The sequence below is a fragment of the Vibrio sp. MMH1-50 genome (genome assembly GCF_022347645.1).
Lineage (GTDB): Bacteria > Pseudomonadota > Gammaproteobacteria > Enterobacterales > Vibrionaceae > Vibrio > Vibrio harveyi.
Genome location: NZ_JAKRGG010000016.1, coordinates 34,962 through 52,802 on the forward strand (window position 1 = coordinate 34,962; position 17,841 = coordinate 52,802).

General features: G+C 45.2%; 13 protein-coding genes. 4 read left to right on the plus strand and 9 right to left on the minus strand.

Annotation, left to right across the window (positions count from 1 at the left end; genetic code table 11):
* Positions 1–9 precede the first annotated feature (9 nt).
* The 9 genes from MHO32_RS13620 to MHO32_RS13660 form a co-directional block, all read right to left on the minus strand.
* Entirely contained in the window at positions 10–846 is an 837-nt protein-coding gene (locus tag MHO32_RS13620) for an ABC transporter ATP-binding protein (protein ID WP_053053060.1), read from the minus strand.
* Between the two features lie 11 nt (positions 847–857).
* Complete coding sequence (locus MHO32_RS13625) at positions 858–1,823, minus strand: ABC transporter permease (RefSeq protein ID WP_239212474.1); 966 nt, start codon at positions 1,821–1,823, stop codon at positions 858–860.
* 72 nt (positions 1,824–1,895) lie between these two features.
* Positions 1,896–3,260 (minus strand): CmpA/NrtA family ABC transporter substrate-binding protein, encoded by a 1,365-nt coding sequence (locus tag MHO32_RS13630; protein WP_005375887.1) that lies wholly within the window; start codon positions 3,258–3,260, stop codon positions 1,896–1,898.
* 265 nt (positions 3,261–3,525) lie between these two features.
* Positions 3,526–4,107 (minus strand): ANTAR domain-containing response regulator, encoded by a 582-nt coding sequence (locus MHO32_RS13635; RefSeq protein WP_239212484.1) that lies wholly within the window; start codon positions 4,105–4,107, stop codon positions 3,526–3,528.
* A 73-nt stretch (positions 4,108–4,180) separates the two neighbouring features.
* Positions 4,181–5,098: a dienelactone hydrolase family protein gene (locus MHO32_RS13640; RefSeq protein ID WP_045487256.1), complete on the minus strand. Its 918-nt coding sequence runs from the start codon at positions 5,096–5,098 to the stop codon at positions 4,181–4,183.
* A gap of 258 nt (positions 5,099–5,356) precedes the next feature.
* Positions 5,357–6,310, minus strand: coding sequence for a glycosyl transferase family protein (locus tag MHO32_RS13645; protein ID WP_188014681.1), 954 nt, complete (start codon positions 6,308–6,310; stop codon positions 5,357–5,359).
* On the minus strand, positions 6,307–7,212 hold the full coding sequence (cobA, locus tag MHO32_RS13650; protein WP_188014680.1) for a uroporphyrinogen-III C-methyltransferase: 906 nt from the start codon (positions 7,210–7,212) through the stop codon (positions 6,307–6,309). The genes MHO32_RS13645 and cobA overlap by 4 nt, the downstream gene beginning before the upstream one ends.
* A gap of 20 nt (positions 7,213–7,232) precedes the next feature.
* Positions 7,233–9,896, minus strand: coding sequence for a nitrate reductase (locus tag MHO32_RS13655; protein WP_239212486.1), 2,664 nt, complete (start codon positions 9,894–9,896; stop codon positions 7,233–7,235).
* 290 nt (positions 9,897–10,186) lie between these two features.
* Positions 10,187–10,621, minus strand: coding sequence for a GNAT family N-acetyltransferase (locus MHO32_RS13660; protein WP_069687635.1), 435 nt, complete (start codon positions 10,619–10,621; stop codon positions 10,187–10,189).
* Positions 10,622–11,075: 454 nt separating this feature from the next.
* Between MHO32_RS13660 and MHO32_RS13665 the strand changes: the two genes are divergently transcribed.
* The 4 genes from MHO32_RS13665 to MHO32_RS13680 all read left to right on the plus strand — a co-directional run bounded on the left by MHO32_RS13665 (position 11,076) and on the right by MHO32_RS13680 (position 17,656).
* Positions 11,076–13,292 carry an EAL domain-containing protein gene (locus MHO32_RS13665; protein ID WP_239212488.1) on the plus strand — a complete coding sequence of 739 codons (2,217 nt, stop codon included), beginning with the start codon at positions 11,076–11,078 and terminating at the stop codon, positions 13,290–13,292.
* 220 nt (positions 13,293–13,512) lie between these two features.
* On the plus strand, positions 13,513–14,769 hold the full coding sequence (locus tag MHO32_RS13670) for an aromatic amino acid transport family protein (protein ID WP_009696312.1): 1,257 nt from the start codon (positions 13,513–13,515) through the stop codon (positions 14,767–14,769).
* A gap of 628 nt (positions 14,770–15,397) precedes the next feature.
* The gene (locus MHO32_RS13675; RefSeq protein ID WP_005450105.1) at positions 15,398–17,311 is read left to right on the plus strand and encodes a tetratricopeptide repeat-containing diguanylate cyclase; all 1,914 of its coding nucleotides are present in this window, start codon (positions 15,398–15,400) and stop codon (positions 17,309–17,311) included.
* A gap of 9 nt (positions 17,312–17,320) precedes the next feature.
* Positions 17,321–17,656, plus strand: a complete 336-nt coding sequence (locus MHO32_RS13680; RefSeq protein WP_005450107.1) for a hypothetical protein — start codon at positions 17,321–17,323, stop codon at positions 17,654–17,656.
* Positions 17,657–17,841 lie beyond the last annotated feature (185 nt).

Here is a 17,841-nt window from a genome sequence, read left to right on the forward strand (position 1 = left end):
GCTGCCTCCTTATGCCGTTTGCGCTGCGGTTTTGGGTTTGTCTTCTTTCGAAACAGGAATCTCGACTTTGGATTGCTTCTCGTAAAGGAACTTCAGCACCGCTTGACGACACTTCTGATACTGCGCATCATCTGCCAGTGCGACACGCTCGCGAGGACGCGGTAGATTCACTTCCAACACTTCACCAATGGTCGCTGCCGGTCCGTTGGTCATCATCACGATTTTGTCAGATAGCAGCACCGCTTCATCCACGTCGTGGGTAATCATGATGACGGTGTTGTTTAGCTCGGCTTGAATCTTCATCAGTGCATCCTGCAAATGAGCACGAGTTAACGCATCCAACGCGCCAAATGGTTCATCCATCAATAAAACCTTTGGTTGAAGTGCCAGTGCTCTCGCGATGCCGACTCGCTGCTTCATACCGCCCGAGATTTCATCCGGCTTTTTGTGCGCGGCATGCTGCATTTGAATCAACTCCAAGTAGTGATTCACTTGTTCCTGAATCCACGCTTTGCCCTTTTTGCCGGCAATTTGTTTTACAGCTAGCTCAACGTTTTGATATACGGTGAGCCAAGGCAACAATGAATGGTTTTGGAACACCACTGCACGGTCGGGTCCTGGTCCAGCTACTTCTCGTCCATCGACGATCACGCCGCCGTCTGTTGGCATGTGCAGCCCTGCGACTAAGTTCAATACCGTTGATTTACCACAGCCAGAGTGACCAATTAGGGATACAAACTCGCCTTTATTGATTTGTAAATCGACGTTCTTAAGCGCGATGAACTCGCCATCTGGCGTTGGGAATCGCATCCCTAAACGCGTTAGATCTAATAATGCTTTTTCCATGATCGTTTCCCTTATCTCAACGCTTGTTGTTTATTCCAAGACAACCACTTTTGAAGTTGCAGCATGCCTCTATCGAGCATCAAACCGATAAAACCAATAGTGATGACTGCCACCATGATGCGCCCCAATGATGCTGAACTGCCGTTCTGGAACTCATCCCAAACGAACTTGCCTAACCCTGGGTTCTGAGCGAGCATTTCTGCCGCAATCAACACCATCCAAGCGATACCCAAAGAGAGACGTAGACCAGTGAAAATCATTGGAATGGCAGAAGGTAAAACGATGGTGCGAATGTGCTGCCACCACGAAAGTTGGAGCACTTTACTCACGTTGATTAAGTCTTTATCAACGCTCGTTACACCCACAGCGGTATTAATCAGCGTCGGCCATAAGCTACACAGCGCCACGGTGATCAAAGAGTTAATGAACGACTTAGCAAACATCGGGTCATCACTCACATAAGTGGCACTTACAACCATGGTAACGATGGGTAGCCAAGCTAAAGGTGATACTGGCTTGAGCAGTTGAATGATTGGGTTGAACGCTTGATACAGCCCTTGATTAAGACCAAGCACGATGCCAAGCGGAATCGCGATAACCGTCGCCAACAAAAAGCCCGCAGTTACAGTCACTAAGCTTGTTATGATTTGGTCGAAGAACGTCGGTTTACCAGTGTAAGGACGAATCTTTACTTCGGCGTCTGGATTCTTGGCTAACTTCGCAGCATTGCGCTTTTCCTGACGCTCGATAAACGCTTGTTCCTTTTCTCGCTCTTGCCAATGGTCATCGACAAGGTTGCTGAACTGCTGAAAAGTTTGCACTGGCCCTGGTAGCGTACCTAATGAGGTTTGCACTTCTCTCGCCGCTAAGTGCCACATTGCCAAAAAGATCAGCAAACCAATGGCGGGCAAAAGCACCAACCGACTTCGGTTCACTACCTGCTTAGCAGGAAAAAGGGAAATGACGTTACTAGACATACTCACTCCTAAGAAATTTACATCCTTGTTGCCACAAGCGAATCCCCTCGCCTGTGGCGTTTATCGTTATGGTTAAACCTTGTCTTTTCCTTTAAGCCCGATAGAGAACTTCTCTAGATATTTATTTGGCTCACGACCGTCATAAACAATGTTGTCGATAAAGTGTGTTTGTGGCGCGCGAAAACCATCTTCAGCGCTGAAATCTGGGAAGTCTTTTTTGCTCAACACACCATCTTCAATTAGCGCTTGAGCTGCTTGTTGGTAGATATCTGGACGGTAAACCTCTTTTGCCACATCCATGTACCAATCATCGGATTTCTCGCTTGAGATTTGCCCCCAGCGGCGCATTTGGGTCAGATACCAAATCGCATCGCTGTAATACGGATACGTGGCGTTATGACGGAAGAACACGTTGAAGTCTGGCACGTCTCGTTTGTCGCCTTTCTCGTATTCAAATGTGCCCGTCATTGAGTTGGCGATAACTTCGGCATCCGCTCCAACGTATTCGCTTTTTGATAGCATCTTCACTGCTTCTTGGCGGTTGGCATTGTCGTTTTCATCCAACCAATGTGCAGCTCGAATCAAGGCTTTCACTACGCGAATGTGCGTGTTTGGATACTTCTCAGCCCAAGCTTTAGAAACACCAAACACTTTCTCTGGGTTGTTCTTCCAGATTTCGTAGTCGGTCACGACTGGCGTACCAATGCCCTTGAATACGGCTTGCTGGTTCCATGGTTCGCCTACGCAGTACCCTTTGATCGTGCCCGCTTCCATTGTGGCTGGCATTTGTGGTGGCGGTGTAACACTCAAAAGAACGTCAGCATCCAACTGGCCACTGTTATCGCCTGAGTCTGGTGCGTAAAAGCCTGGATGAATCCCACCTGCCGCTAACCAGTATCGCAACTCATAGTTGTGCGTCGATACAGGGAACACCATGCCCATGTTGAACGGTTTGCCTTTATCCAGATAGCTGTCGACCACAGGCTTCAGCGCATCCGCTTTGATTGGGTGAACTGGTTTGCCATCTGGTTGCTTTGGAATGTACTGCTTCATCTGTTCCCAAGTATCATTGGAAACCGTGATTGCGTTGCCGTTCAAATCCATACTGAACGCGGTAATCACTTCTGCTTTTGTGCCGACACCAATCGTTGCGCCCAATGGCTGACCAGCAAGCATGTGCGCGCCAGCAAGCTCACCATCGATGACTCGGTCTAAAAGCACCTTCCAGTTTGCTTGCGCTTCTAAAGTGACGTACAAGCCTTCGTCTTCAAAAAAGCCTTTCTCATAAGCAACCGCAAGCGGTGCCATATCGGTTAACTTAATAAAACCAAACTTCAGGTCTTCAATTTCTGGCTCACCCAACTCTGCCTTTACGCTGACCGTGGTGAATACCGATAACGAAATTGCTGACACTTTCAGCATCGAACTCCATTTCATTGGTTTGCTCCCATAAAAAAAGCGCCACTACTCCGAAGAGCAGTAGCGCCGTTGCTAAGTCTACAATTACCGCCGTTGATAATTGAGATAAGCGATTCAACAATAAACCCAATTCTACTAATCCAATTACTGTGCCAACTTATTTTTCACTGTAAATACAATGAATTAGTTTATTCTACCGTTTCTAATTCCCTGTTATTGCTTGCTGATAGTGCAACACGCACCACGTTAGAAAACGCACCCTAACCCCAAAGTGGTAGAGCAACTAATCCAACACTTCCAAAGTTGTTATCAAATTCTTGGCAACTTGTGCGAGCGTTTGGCTCGATTGCATGGCCGAATTTCTAAGCGCTTTATAAGCCTGTTCTTCATCAACGCTGTGCATCTTCATCAGCAGACCTTTCGCTTTTTCCACCAGCTTGCGCTCTTCAATCTTATTGGTCAGTAATTCAATTTCCGATTGCATACTTTCGAATTTCGCTCTCACTAATGTCGCATGTTCAATCCAAGGTTGAAGTGCAAACTCACTATCGTGCGGCATAAGAACATAGTCCATTTTTTCTGATAACCGATTGATATCATTAGATGATAACTGCTTTAAGACGATAAGAAGTGGTGCCGATTTTCTGCGGCAGAAATCGACGATCACACGCAGTTCCGCGGTTGGCTGCTGCCATCCAACCACAACGCTTGCCGACGATTCTCGTTGCATTAACGTTTCTAGTTGTGCCAATTGGCAGCCGATGATGTTGTCGTAATCTTTGCTCAATAAGCCGGACAATCGAGCCTGCTCTTGGAGGCTATCGCAGCATATTATGATGGGTGTTTTTGACGTTGATTGAGTCATGCACATTCCTTGTTTATCTCTCACTCACTAAGAGAGACATAACAAGGAATGTGCCAACTAAAGTAGACGCGCTTTAACTAGAGGCGAGATGTTCTTTGAAGAAGCCGAGTGTGCGCTCCCAAGCGAGTGCTGCTTCTTCAGGTGCGTAGCGTGCTGTTGAGTCGTTATGGAAGCCGTGGTTGACGTTCTCATACATTAGCGCTTGATACTGTGCGTCGGTTGCGATCAATTGCTGCTCATAAGCAGGCCATGTGTCGTTAACACGCTTATCGAGCCCTGCAAAGTGAATCATCAACGGCCCTTTAACTTGCTTTTGGATCTCTTGCGCAGCTGGTGTTCCATAAAAAGGCACACCTGCATCGAGCTCTTCAGGCATTACCGCGGCAAGCATATTGACAATGTATCCACCGAAGCAGAACCCGACCGCGCCCAATTTACCGTTGCCACCCTCGTATTGTTTGAGGAAGTTAGCGGCTGCAATAAAGTCTTGTTCAATCTTGGCTCTGTCCATCTCTTTCTGCATAGCGCGACCCTCATCATCGTTCCCCGGGTAGCCACCAAGTGGGTATAGCGCATCTGGAGCAAAAGCAATAAAACCGTCTTTGGCGAGTCGCCTAGCCACGTCTTTGATATAAGGGTTCAATCCGCGATTTTCATGAATCACCAACACGGTCGGCGATTTCAAGGTCTTCTTCTGTGGCATAACCAAATAACCGCGCCCTTCCCCATGCCCGTTTGGAGATGGAAAGGTTTCGTAAGTTGCTTTGATGTCAGGATCGTTAAACGAAACTTGTTCTGCGAGTGCGTAATTCGGGGTTAGCGCATCGACCAGTGCCGTCATGCTAAAACCCAGCACTGCGAGCCCACCGAGTCGATTGAGGAACTCGCGGCGTGAGATCTTTCCGTGTGCGTATTCATCGTACCAATCGAAGGCTTCTTGCGGGATAGGATGAGAAGCCTTTTTAGTGGGAGTGGTATGCTTTAGAACCATTATCCATGTCCTCTGTGTCTTACCATATGGGAATTTCTAATTCTCAAAAGCGAAGCAAAGAATGAGCGCAATTGAGGTCAAAACTGCAGTTTCACCTCTCTGATACGGAGCAAGGTGGTGAAACACATCACTGGTGAGCTAGGATCTTTAACCTTCTTCAAACAATAGATAATGGATTCAGATTCAACAACTTTGCGTTGTTTGTTTTGAGTGGATTTGTCTAAAACCAATACTTTGGTTTAGCCAGTCAACTCAAAATTACTCGTAATGACAGTACGTCTGCCAATAACTAAAGGCACGTTCAAAGGCTTTTTCTCGATCATGCATTTGTGCAAACAAGACCACTGTCATGGTAGCGAGAACCGTATTCGCCATTTGGTTCATGTCATCTTCTGACGTCCCAAACGGGCAGTTCGCAGGCATTGGCACCTCAGACAGCATTTGCTCCGTCCAGTAATGCGATGTCACGCCGCTTGTTTGGCTTAACCATACGGTTTGACTTACTTTCGGGTTGTATTCTGACTCACCCGATTGTCCTTTGAATGACACAACGGCATGAGCGGTTTGACCAATCTCGTATTCGACTTCAGCATGAAGTTGTTGGAATCCAGGATGGAAGCTACCACGAATACCAACCGTCGCCTGCCCCGGATTCAATGCTCGAACCACGGTATTAATCGGCGTTCTAAGCCCATAACGATTCTTCCAACCGATCATGGTTTCTGCTTGAGCCGCAAACGCACTTAGCGGCAGATACACAATGTTTTGTGTTTCTAATACGCGCTTTGCGTCTTCTGCTGATTCCGCTTTCTTGATAGCAAATTTGTCGAGGTAGTCTTCAGCGTGTAAACGACCAGATTGACGGTCATGATAGCCGTGCATCAGCACTTTATGGCCATTATCGGCAAGGATCTTCGCTGCCAACAGATGCCAAGGCTGACCTGCCGCTTCACGTTTGCCCGCATAACATGGCCAATCAATATCTGCACCAATAGTCGGCATGCGGGATTGGAATGCTTTCACAAAGCCAGCGATTTCTTGTTGAGTCTCGTTCTGTACGCGGATCAGCATCAATAACATCGCCATCTGATCATCATCGCACTCACCGTTTAGGTATTCATCCATAACTCGAAACGCTTGGTCAAAGTTCAGTGGTTTTCTACCACGTTCGCCACGACCGACTGTTCTAATACATTCCAAAATGCTGCTCATATTCCCTCGTATTCCGTCACTGACTGTACGGTTTCTATTAGTTGTTCGCGCAGTTTGACAACTTCTCCCATCACAATCAATGCTGGGCTCACGCCTTTAAGTGTAATCGATAAATCATTGAGCTGATTGAGTTGTGTAACGTGCACTTGTTGTTGAGGGCTGCAACCATGAGTGATTATCGCGACTGGGAAATCTGCTCTCAAACCAGAGCCTATTAAACCCGTTTGTATTTGCGATGACTTTTCTAACCCCATATAGAAGACTAACGTTTGTCCGCTTTGCATCAGTTGGCTCCACGCCTCAAATGCGCCTGTTACCACTTGCCCTGTCACAAAGGTAACGCTGCGAGCAACGCCACGATGAGTCAGCGGAATCAAGCTGTTTGCTGAACATCCAATCGCAGCAGTAATACCGGGGATGACTTCGTAAGCGATTGAGTGTTTGACGAGTGCTAACGCCTCTTCGCCTCCACGACCAAATACGAAAGGATCTCCCCCTTTTAAGCGTACAACTCGCTTTCCTTGCTGAGCGAGCGATACCATCAAATCACAGATTTCTTCCTGACCAATACTTGGTTGTCCGCATCGTTTGCCCACGTAAATCCAATCGGCTTGTGGCGAAGCCAACTCCAAAATATCTTTGTTAACCAAACGGTCGTACAGCAGCACCTCTGCCGACATAATCGCTTTCACAGCCTTCACGGTTAACAAGTCAGGATCGTGCGGCCCTGCTCCAACAATCGACACAAAACCTTTTTGGTTCGCATCTAGAGTTGCGTTGTTATTTTCTAAAAGTTGGTTCAGTTTGCTTGCTTGGTCATGCTTAGAAAAGCGAGACGAACGTTCTTGTTTCTGACTCGCTTGTCCTTTCTTAAACCAAGACTTTTGATAAGGCGCTTCCATGTGCTTATCCTCTTTGTGACTTACTTTATTTGAATAGCCAGACTTTGCTGGTTCGCTTGCTGCTTGCCCTTTTGATGCTGATGGCTGTCGACCATTTGTTTGATTTGAGAGACGCACGAGCCACAGTTAGTACCGCATTTGAGTTTGTTTTGAAGTTGGGTCACTGACGTGCAGTCTTGTTTCTCCATCGCGTCATGTATTTGTTTATCGGTGACGCGGAAACAACTACAGACCAGTTTGGCACTGCTTTGCGATTGAGTGATGGTAAGCAGTTGCGATAGCTCCATCGGTTTGCCAATCAAGCCGGTAAAGTTGGTGTAATCGGTTTGAATTGGTTCACTAGACACCACTAAAACAGAGCGAATGATACGAACGTCCCCAACAAGGTCGTAATCCACCGCTAGCCAACCCTGGGCAATATCTATCGTAATCCTGCGGTTCTTTTCCGTTCGACAAAAACTCTGCTTCTTTGGTCTTTTATCGTGTGCAAAGCGCCAGATGCCCAAATTACTTTCTGCTTGAAATGCGCTGTAGAGAAACTTGCCAGAATCAAACTGTGTACCGATGAACATACCGTAGGTTTTTACCGCCGCGTCTTGCACTTCAACATAAGATGACTTAAACGCAGGTTGCCCAGAAATAGGGTCTTTTGCGCTGTTTACTATTGCGTTAACACCGCTTTCACCGCCATATCGACCCGCCCAGTGCATTGACATAAACAGCTCTTGAAAACCTAAACCTTCATCAATGGCAACTTTGGCATAAATACTGGTGTTTGAAGTGGGCTGGAACAGCGTGGTGAGTTGTCCTGCTTTTAAGCGATTTTGAGTAGCAGAGAGTGTGTTCATGTACACGGTTGGTTCTAGCTCAGAGGCAGCAAGGTGTGCGATATGCCCTGTGCGCGTCATGGTATGCCATTGATCGCGTTGCCTACCCGTGTTGAGCCACCAGCCTTTTGTTCTCTCTAAGCGTTGAGGCAATTCGCTGGTCACGACAAAACGCGCTTTTCCATCTGGGTGTGAATAGACGCCATCAGAAAAAGGGCGTACTCCTCCCCATTGAGTAGGCTTCCAAGCTTCGTATTCTTGCTCGGTTAAGTTTGCGTATTGAGATAGGTCGAGCTTCAATGGCGAATCTGCATTCATGCCTGTCATCGCCGCATACTCCCTGAATACCGCGTGTTCTGAGGTAAATGCAAAACCATTCTTGGTCTTCTCTAGTTCACACAAAGCTTGCCCAACTTGGTTTATCGCCCACCAATCCGATTTTGCTTCACCGGGAGGTGTTTGAAACTGGCGCTGCCTTGAAAGTCGACGCTCAGAGTTGGTCACCATGCCTTGCTTTTCCCCCCACCCAGCGGCGGGCAGCAGCAGGTTCGCGTAATGCGCTACATCCGAATCCGCTGTGATATCTGAAACAATCACAAATGGACAAATCTCTAGCGCACGTTTTACCAATTGGTTATCTGGTAAAGAGACAACGGGATTGGTTGCCATGATCCACAGAACTTTAATCTCACCACGTTCTACCGCCTCAAACAGCTCGACGGCTTTTAATCCGGGCTTAGTGGCAATTTCTGGTGAATCCCAAAACGCTTGTACCTCCTTGATAGACTCTGCGTCAAAAGCGCGATGAACCGCTAACTGGTTTGCCAATCCACCGACTTCTCGCCCACCCATCGCATTTGGCTGACCAGTTATAGAAAAAGGACCGCAACCAGCTTTCCCAATCTTACCTGTCGCCAAGTGTGCATTAATAATGGCATTGCCTTTATCGACACCATTTTCAGCTTGGTTCACGCCTTGGCAAAACAGCGTGATTGCGGTTGGGCTTTGTGCGAACCATTGGAAGAATGTCGTGAGCTTTTCTTCCGAAATACCAATGGAAGGTGATAGATTAGTGACATTGTAACGCAAATCAGAAACTTCTTCTGCAAGCGCCTCAAACCCGTCGGTATAGGAGTTTATGTATTGAGAATCAATGTATTGCTGCTCAATAAGAAACTTAAACAACCCATTGAAGAGTGACACATCACCATCGTTTTTAATCGGTAGATGCAAATCCGCTTGCTGCGCGGTGACCGTTTCACGAGGGTCAATCACCACCAATTTTAAATTTTGATTCTTCTCTCTCGCTTGTTGGATTCGGCGGAATAACACAGGATGTGTCCATGCGGTATTGGCACCGCATATGATCAATAGTTCGGTATTATCAATGTCATCGTAATTGACGGGAACGACATCTTCACCAAATGCTCGTACATGAGCCGCAACCGCCGAAGACATACACAAACGCGAGTTAGTATCAATATTCGCGCTGCCGACGTAACCTTTCATGAGTTTGTTGGCGACGTAATAGTCTTCCGTCAACAACTGACCAGAAACATACATAGCGACGGAATCCGGTCCAAACTCCGCTTTCGCTTGATGAATCTTTTCTGCAATCAGATCCGTGGCTTGTTGCCATTGCACTTCTTGCCCTTGAGGTCGCTGCTTGGTGACAAGCTTTGGATACAGCAAGCGCGAAGGCATATTCAAACTCTCTGCCAGCGCGACGCCCTTTACGCACAGTGATCCCGCATTTGCAGGATGACACGCATCCCCAACGATTCCTTTCGCATTGACCTCGACACCACATCCAACACCACAATAGGGACAAGTGGTTTTTTTGCATCCTTGCGACATTCCGCCCCCTGATTCTTTTCTTAGAATGACGAGCTATAAGCGAAAAAAAACCTCTCCCGAAACGAGAGAGGCTGCATTGCCTATAAAAGCTCAAAAAAGTAATACCCTATCCGCTTAACCGCCTGCTAAGGGAAAGCGGCGCATCGAGTTAACGATGAACGTAATCTAAATTGCAATCCCAATGCCAACTATTAATACCATTCATTTTCAATAACTTATAAAGATCCGTTTTCTCTTTATATTTGGTTGTGCACTGATTAGGTGCGGATTTGTTTCACAGAAGTGCAGCACTAGCGAGCGAGTTGCATCACCAAGCGCGGTTCTTGATCGCCAAAATAGTTATCCTCTTCCGCGACCACAACAAAGCCAAGCGATGAGTACAGTTTGAAGGCAGGTATATTGTCAGGATCAACGGTCAGCTTCACTACTGAGCCTGTTTCAACTTTACTTAGCACCTTATCCACTAGCAAACGCGCAACCCCCTTGCCTCTGTGTGTCGCATCTACCGCTAATGACAGAATCCATTGCGTGTATTGTTCATCACTTGTCGCCATCAGCACATAACCAGCTATTTGCCCTTCTTCTTTGGCCACCAACAAACCTTGAGACCAACAATCAAATGCTTGTCGAAAGAAAAATTGAGGGTAAGCGTGATGACCAAATAACTTGTGCTCCAGTGTATATAGAGCTGCTAAATCATTTTTATCTGCTGAGGTGATCTGCATTGGCAATGTTTCCTTATAAAATTCTCCGAGTGAATATAGTTGCAAAGTGCGATAAAACCTAACGATTTCATGCAGTTCACATTGATATACCCAAGCGACTTCAAGATGCAGGGTTCAGAGCGTTGTCATCAAGTTGGGTGACGCAGAAATCAACTCAATGACATGCTCCCGAAGGGCGAGTCTCCTTGGGTATACTTCTTTTTGCTTTGGTCAGACCAATTCTTGATGATGAGAGCCAGTTTTAACTAATGGAACGTCATACCAGTTTTTATTTGATTGTTGGTCGTTTTTTGTTGAATAATCGCCGCTCTTATATACAAAAATAATAATAACGAGACGAAAGCAGTCGTCCTTATTGAGCAATCAGGCTCATTAGCAAGCGATTCATTACGAAAATGTACCGCTAGCGTTTACGTCAGCGCTTCAATTAAGTTGTCATAATTAGAGTTGAATAATGTCGATGTCTGGATTCGAGCAAATCAACCCTTTGCTCGATTATAAAAATAAAAAGTGGTGGCAGTTTTTAGGCATTCAAACCCTAATTTTTTGCGCGATACAAGTCAGTTATAGCCTGTCTAATTTCTATGTTATCTCGCAAGATCGTGTCCATGTACTCTCTTTCACAGCCGCTTTTGTCGTTGCTGTGACCTTAAGATACAGTTGGCGAGTATTGCCGACCATTGTCGCGAGCCTGCTATTTTACTATACCGTCTTCTCCCAGCGTCCTTGGGAGATGGCGCTATTATTTGCCTTCTTTTTGCCCACCCTGCCATTACTATTTTGCCAACTTTATCGCGCTGCATTGAAGCGTGTACTGGCTTACAACTTCACACTAAAGTTAGGTTACTTCGCCATTTTAATCGGCATTCTTTACCCAATAGCGAACACCGCACTTTTGCTTCTGATCAGTGCACTTCTTGGAGGAGCGCCAGATTTTTCTTTTGAGTTTATCGCCTATTCAGTTTTGAGCGCGATTTTAACGCAAATGGTACTGACCCCTTTATTAAGCCTAGGACTGAGCTACGTGCTCGATGGTGATAATGCGCCCTATTTAAAGCTCGACCGCGCCATGATGGACGCTCATTCCAGTCCTTTGCATTTCAGATTATGGCTGATGATTTGTGCGCTTTTCCTTGTGGCGGCTATATCAACGACTAACCCACTAACACTCAACACCTTGAGTTTGATTTTGCTTTGTCTGGTAGGCATGGCGTTAGGCAAGTTTGGCTTGGTACGACCAATGTTGGTAGGCGCCGCCACTTTATTGATTTGTATCGAAAGCATCATAAAACGATTCAACGCGGATATTCTCTCTAGAGAGCAAGTTTACGCCATGCTTTTGGTGTTGTTTGTTCTCACCATGCTTACGTTTATGCTTGGCGCTCACACGATTAAAAACTACGTCACCACACGCAATGCCATTCGTAAAGAGCGTATCGACAGCTTCACGGGGTTGTACAATCTCGCGCAACTTAAAGACGATGTCGCAAAGCACACGAATGCTACTTTGATTTACATAGACCTTGAGCCTACGTTGTCGAAGCTAAGTGGTCTAGGTCATCATGGTAGAGCGCAATTAATGAAACAGCTCAGTCAATATCTCGCATCAAATACTGAGCACTTGCAGCGCGCCTACCTGCCTCCTTTTGCGAGTGGTTTACTCTGCATCGCGCCCCGCTTACCAAACATGGAAAAAGAGCTCGATACTCTGATTAGCCTACTAGATAGCTTCTATTTTTACTTCGACGACAAAGCTATTAGTCTCGTAAAACGAACAATTCAGTGCGCTTCAACCTTTGGCAATAGTAACCTTGACCCACTTATCTCTAAACTGTGTGAGCAACAAGCTCATCAGCAAAGCTGTGTGAGTTGGGTAACTCACAACCACCAGCAATCCAACACACTCAATCAACTCAGCTTTATCCAACAGTGCTTTCGTGAGAATCAGTTTGAGCTCTATTGTCAGCCGTATCGCGCCCTGACGCTAACACCTCAAGCCGCGCATTTCGAAATCCTTCTGAGGTTAAAGCCAAACCAAGGTGAGCTCATGTCACCTGCTGAGTTCTTCCCGTTGATCAATGAGTTTGGACTCGAATTAGAATTAGATCAGTGGGTTATTGAACACACGTTCAGCGCACTAAAGGCGCAAGTGGAAGATTGGAATCTTGTTGGACGCTGTGCCATCAACTTGACCGCTAAGGCACTCAATTATGAAGGGATGGCGGAAGACATACAGGCAGAAGCTAGGTTGCATCATATACCAATGGATAAACTGTGCTTTGAGATAACCGAGTCGGATGCGCTGCGCAATGAACCCATCGCTATTCACAATCTCGATCTTCTTCGCGCATCAGGGTCGACCATCGCATTGGACGACTTTGGTACCGGATACGCCAGTTTTGACTATTTACGTCGCCTCCCACTGGATGTGCTCAAAGTTGATGGCTCTTTTGTAAAAAATATCGTTGATAGTGAAAACGACCGAATTATCGTTCAAGCCATCAGCCAAGTTGCCACCAGCATGAAATTAGTAACCGTTGCCGAATTTGTGGAGTCACAAGCACATATTGACACCCTAGAGTCGCTAAATATTCAGTTTGCTCAAGGGTTTGGTGTTGCTAAGCCACTTCCCTTACATGACTACCTTACAAAGTTATCGAACAAAGCTTAACCACAACATCTAAAACCAAAAAATCGTTAAATTTCACGATATAGTTTCAGTTTTAATATATAAAATTGAAACTATATATCGCTTTTTGCAAATTTTCATGGTTCGATAATTTACACCACTGCCTTTTCACCAGCATGATTCACCACTCCACCAATGTGATAACAATCACTAAAACATATAACATCCGCGCGATTATTATTTTTATAAAGGCGAGTTTTAAGTGAAAGAATCTCGAGAAACGTTAAATTTTAGTGAATTAAACACAACAAATAATTGGACAAAACATGATACTCACTGGGTATTAAGCTTGTTTGGTACTGCCGTGGGTGCAGGCATTCTATTTCTTCCTATTAATCTAGGCATCGGTGGTTTCTGGCCCTTGGTTGTTATGGCGATCCTCGCTTATCCAATGACTTACTTAGCGCACCGAGGTCTTGCTCGCTTTGTGCTGTCATCCAAAATCAAAAATGCAGACTTTACAGATGTTGTAGAAGAGCACTTCGGAGCGAAAGCTGGTCGTTCGATTTCGCTGCTGTATTTTCTTTCTATCTTCCCGATTCTACTTATCTATGGCGTAGGTATTACCAACACCGTTGACAGCTTTATGGTCAACCAAGCGGGTATGGAGCCACTGCCACGTGCCCTACTATCTGGCGTATTAGTATTCAGTTTGATTGCTATCATGATGGCGGGTGAAAAAGTGATGCTACGTGCGTTCGCTATCATGGTTTACCCGTTGGTTGCGATTCTGGCGTTTCTTTCATTTTATCTAATGCCAAACTGGAGCATGCCAGTGATGGATGCACCAGAAATGTCATCTTTCGCAAGCACAATGTGGCTGGCGATTCCAGTCGTCATCTTCTCATTTAGCCACGCTGCGGCGATCTCAAGTTTTGCGAATGTACAACGCCGACACTATGAAGAAGGTGCCGATGTAAAATCAGAGCTGATCTTGCGCCGCACAAGCATTATGCTGATCGCATTTGTGCTGCTTTTTGTCTTCTCATGCGTGCTTGCTCTTTCCCCGGAGCAATTGGCAGAAGCAAAAGCACAAAACGTATCGGTATTGTCTTACTTAGCTAACGCAACAGAAAACCCATTCATTGCAACTTTGGGGCCACTTGTCGCCTTCGTTGCCATTACTTCTTCATTCCTTGGTCACTTCCTTGGCGCGCGCGAAAGCCTGAATGGTTTGATCACTAAGCATTCTGATATGCCAAAACGACGTGTTGATCACATCAGTGTAGTCGTACTGTTTGTGTCTATTTGGATTGCAGCAATCATGAACCCAAGCATACTAGGCATGATGGAAGCTCTATCAGGTCCAGTCATTGCCATGATCTTATTTATTATGCCGATGTTAGCGGTATATAAAGTGAAAGGGCTGCAGAAGTATCGTGGGAAAGCATCTACATACTTTGTACTAATGACAGGTATTGTTGCAGTAAGTGCGTTGGTTTTTAGCTTGTTGAGTTAAGAAAAGAGATTTAGGCGAGATTTTCAGGGGAATACCTTATTTTTTATTAAGGTAATTCCCTGAATTTTGCTATGGTTTTCTTATCAGTGATGATTCGTTACTGTCTCATTGAATGAGAGTGAAAACACCTGCGATCATCAGTACTGAAGCAATACAAGTACGACCGATAATACCGAAGCGAGAAGGTTGAATCATTTCGTTGTGCATAGGCAATCTCCTTTTTGATGGGAACAGCCAGTTTTTCATGGCTTAATAACACTATGTCTAAAAACGCCTTTTTCCACAAGACATAGCAATATTAAATATTTATGACAACGAGATGAAATTTTAGAGATCAAACGTTTTTTTAAGGCAGATCCCTCTCTTTGTTTGCTAGTTCACTCTCCTCTTTTAAACTTCTAACAACTTCAGTTCGTTTGTATCTGGTTAGGACTCATCAGCCGACGCTCTCCTTTCTCCAAAGTCCTTCGTTTTTAAATTCCCGTAATGTCAACCCTCTACAAACATTGATCTGATAAAGGTTTTACAAGCATAGATAGACTGCCTAAATCTATGGGTAATCACTCAGAATAAGTGATAGACTTCACATGTGTTTCAATTATAAGAGTCAGCTCTTATCACCAAACTAATGCTTTTCCCGCTTAAAACGTTACGAACTATTTTTCCGATTGTCCTAAGTACACTTTGTCTGTCTTCTAGCTTTGCCTCTGAACAACCAAACAAAGAGAGTTACCTAAGGCACCATATCGCTAAAGACGACTATCCGATGCTTGAGTTCTACTTTGACTCCATCGGCAAACCGCGATCAATTAAATCCAGTGAACTTTCACTACCTAAAGACGCCTCACCAGAATCCCAAGCTCTGTATTATTTTGCTCGTATTTATCTTGAGCGTTATGAAGGTGTTCCTCTACCTAAAATCCCAAACCTAGTCGAATTCGGTACCATTCATAATTTGCAGTGGGTTATTGCCGAGGCAAAACTGAATCAAGCAGTAGAATTGGTGGAGGCCGATGAAGTCTGGCAAGGTGAACTTCTTCTTCATGACGTTATTAATATCTCTCGAAAAATTGGCTATAACTCCCTTCAAGGACGCGCCTACCGTTGGTTGGGAAATGCCGAAGTTCAACGCTCTCAGGTACAAACAAGTCTAAAACACTATCTAACTGCTTATGACTTGTTGGAAAATTCAGAGTTCGAAATTCAAATCGCGATGACGCTCAACAACATTGCCTCTCTGTATATGGAATTATCAGATTGGGATCGTGCAAAGACTTATCTAGACCAAGCATTAAAAGGCTATTTAAACAGCCAAGAGAAGTACGACAATAGCCTTTTCTTAGCCATTATGTACGCAAACTTGAGTGTCATTAACTTTGGGATGGAAAAGTACGAGGAATCTGAGCGTTACTTCGAAGAAGCAGCCAAACTATCAATGGCGACAGGGTCAGTTAGAATTAAGCATAACTCGGTATCTAACCTATCCCAGCTACTCAGCACGCTTGGGAAAATGGAAGAATCCTATCAGTTGGCGCAAGCTTGTTTAGATTTACCCAATCCACAAAACCTAAAAGGCATGAAAGCAGCATGCTATGAAGCATTTTCAGAAGCTTATCTTCAAGATGGTAAGTTCGAGCAAGCGATAAAGAGTGCAAATCTCGCCCTAGAAGGGTTAAGTGAAACAGCAAGTGCAGAGACCAAACAAAAAATGGATCTGTATTTAGTTCTTATCCGAGCAAACCAACAGCTTAAGCATTTCGAAGAAGCATTCAACGCATTAGAGCTTCTCCGCAATCTAGAAAAGAGCTTTGAAAATCATATTCATGGCGACGAGATGATTAATATCAAACTCGATTTGGAAGCGAAACTGGCACAAAAAGAACTGACTCTTTTAGAGGCTAAGAATGCTTTGCAAGCTTCTGAACTGGAGTCGCAGCGTTATCGCGAAATCTTCTACTTCTTTGTTGTCGCCGTCATTGGTTTTTGGTTGTTCCGTTATATCAGGCAGATGAACCGAATCAATGAAGTACTTGCACAAGAGAACACAACGGACCCATTAACTAAGGTACACAATCGCCGCTTCTTACCGAACTGGCTCGATAATATGGCGCGCAGAAGCCCAAGTCGTCGATTTGCTCTCGCGATCATCGATATTGATTACTTTAAAGTGTTCAACGACCAATATGGTCATGATTTGGGCGACAAAATGTTGATGCATGTGGCACGAATACTCGATGAAGCGACACGTTCTGGCGACTTGCTGGTTCGCTGGGGCGGTGAAGAGTTTGTGCTTCTCTTCGAAATTAGCCATGCCGACGACTGTGCAAAAACATTGGACCGTTTGAGACTTGCGGTTGAAAACAACAACCTAGAGGTTGACTCTGACTCCATGGGCGCGACAATCTCTCTTGGCGCGGTTAATGAATTAAGCGCGCAAACTATCAAACAAGAGTGGGATAAGTGGTTTTTCGCTGCTGACCAAGCTCTGTATGATGCAAAGCAAGCTGGTCGTAACCAGTACAAGATTCACTCGACGTCATAGAGCAGAACAATGAAGAAAACATGGATTTTTGCTGCGATTGCGCCTTTGTTTTTAGCAGCATGCAGCAACCAACAAGCTGCACAACTTGGGATGAGAAGCAGCAGCGTCAACGTATACGCTCAACAGATGAGTAACATGCAGTTGTGTGAGACCTTGTATTACAATCGCGCTTCAAACCAAACACGTGTTGCGATTGGTGCTGAGTTCAACCGTCGAGGTTTGAACAAGCGTTGGTGTGACCAACAATATAAGCAACTCTACATTGAGAAAGTGGTTGACGGTCTGTTGTCTCGCAAAGAGAAAGCCCCTACAGAACCTGAGGCAACCATACAACCTGCCATATAAATCACCTCATTCCATAAAAAGCAGGAAATTACACTAATATTCCTGCTTTTCAAACACGCTATATTTTCACCAAATATCTAGAATCTTACGTACCTTCAAGTGGTTAACACTAAGATACTGTCGTGCGTCGAAAAACAAAAGTAAATAAGATGTAAACAGTTTTCGTCTCCATTTTTAACCGCTAG

Excerpts from the sequence above, each read along its gene's own strand:
- MHO32_RS13640 (WP_045487256.1), bottom strand. The coding sequence starts at position 5,098 with ATGGTTCTAAAGCATACCACTCCCACTAAAAAGGCTTCTCATCCTATC.
- cobA (WP_188014680.1), bottom strand. The coding sequence starts at position 7,212 with ATGGAAGCGCCTTATCAAAAGTCTTGGTTTAAGAAAGGACAAGCGAGT.
- MHO32_RS13665 (WP_239212488.1), top strand. The coding sequence starts at position 11,076 with ATGTCGATGTCTGGATTCGAGCAAATCAACCCTTTGCTCGATTATAAA.
- MHO32_RS13635 (WP_239212484.1), bottom strand. The coding sequence starts at position 4,107 with ATGACTCAATCAACGTCAAAAACACCCATCATAATATGCTGCGATAGC.
- MHO32_RS13645 (WP_188014681.1), bottom strand. The coding sequence starts at position 6,310 with ATGAGCAGCATTTTGGAATGTATTAGAACAGTCGGTCGTGGCGAACGT.
- MHO32_RS13660 (WP_069687635.1), bottom strand. The coding sequence starts at position 10,621 with ATGCAGATCACCTCAGCAGATAAAAATGATTTAGCAGCTCTATATACA.
- MHO32_RS13620 (WP_053053060.1), bottom strand. The coding sequence starts at position 846 with ATGGAAAAAGCATTATTAGATCTAACGCGTTTAGGGATGCGATTCCCA.
- MHO32_RS13655 (WP_239212486.1), bottom strand. The coding sequence starts at position 9,896 with ATGTCGCAAGGATGCAAAAAAACCACTTGTCCCTATTGTGGTGTTGGA.
- MHO32_RS13680 (WP_005450107.1), top strand. The coding sequence starts at position 17,321 with ATGAAGAAAACATGGATTTTTGCTGCGATTGCGCCTTTGTTTTTAGCA.
- MHO32_RS13630 (WP_005375887.1), bottom strand. The coding sequence starts at position 3,260 with ATGAAATGGAGTTCGATGCTGAAAGTGTCAGCAATTTCGTTATCGGTA.
- MHO32_RS13625 (WP_239212474.1), bottom strand. The coding sequence starts at position 1,823 with ATGTCTAGTAACGTCATTTCCCTTTTTCCTGCTAAGCAGGTAGTGAAC.
- MHO32_RS13675 (WP_005450105.1), top strand. The coding sequence starts at position 15,398 with ATGCTTTTCCCGCTTAAAACGTTACGAACTATTTTTCCGATTGTCCTA.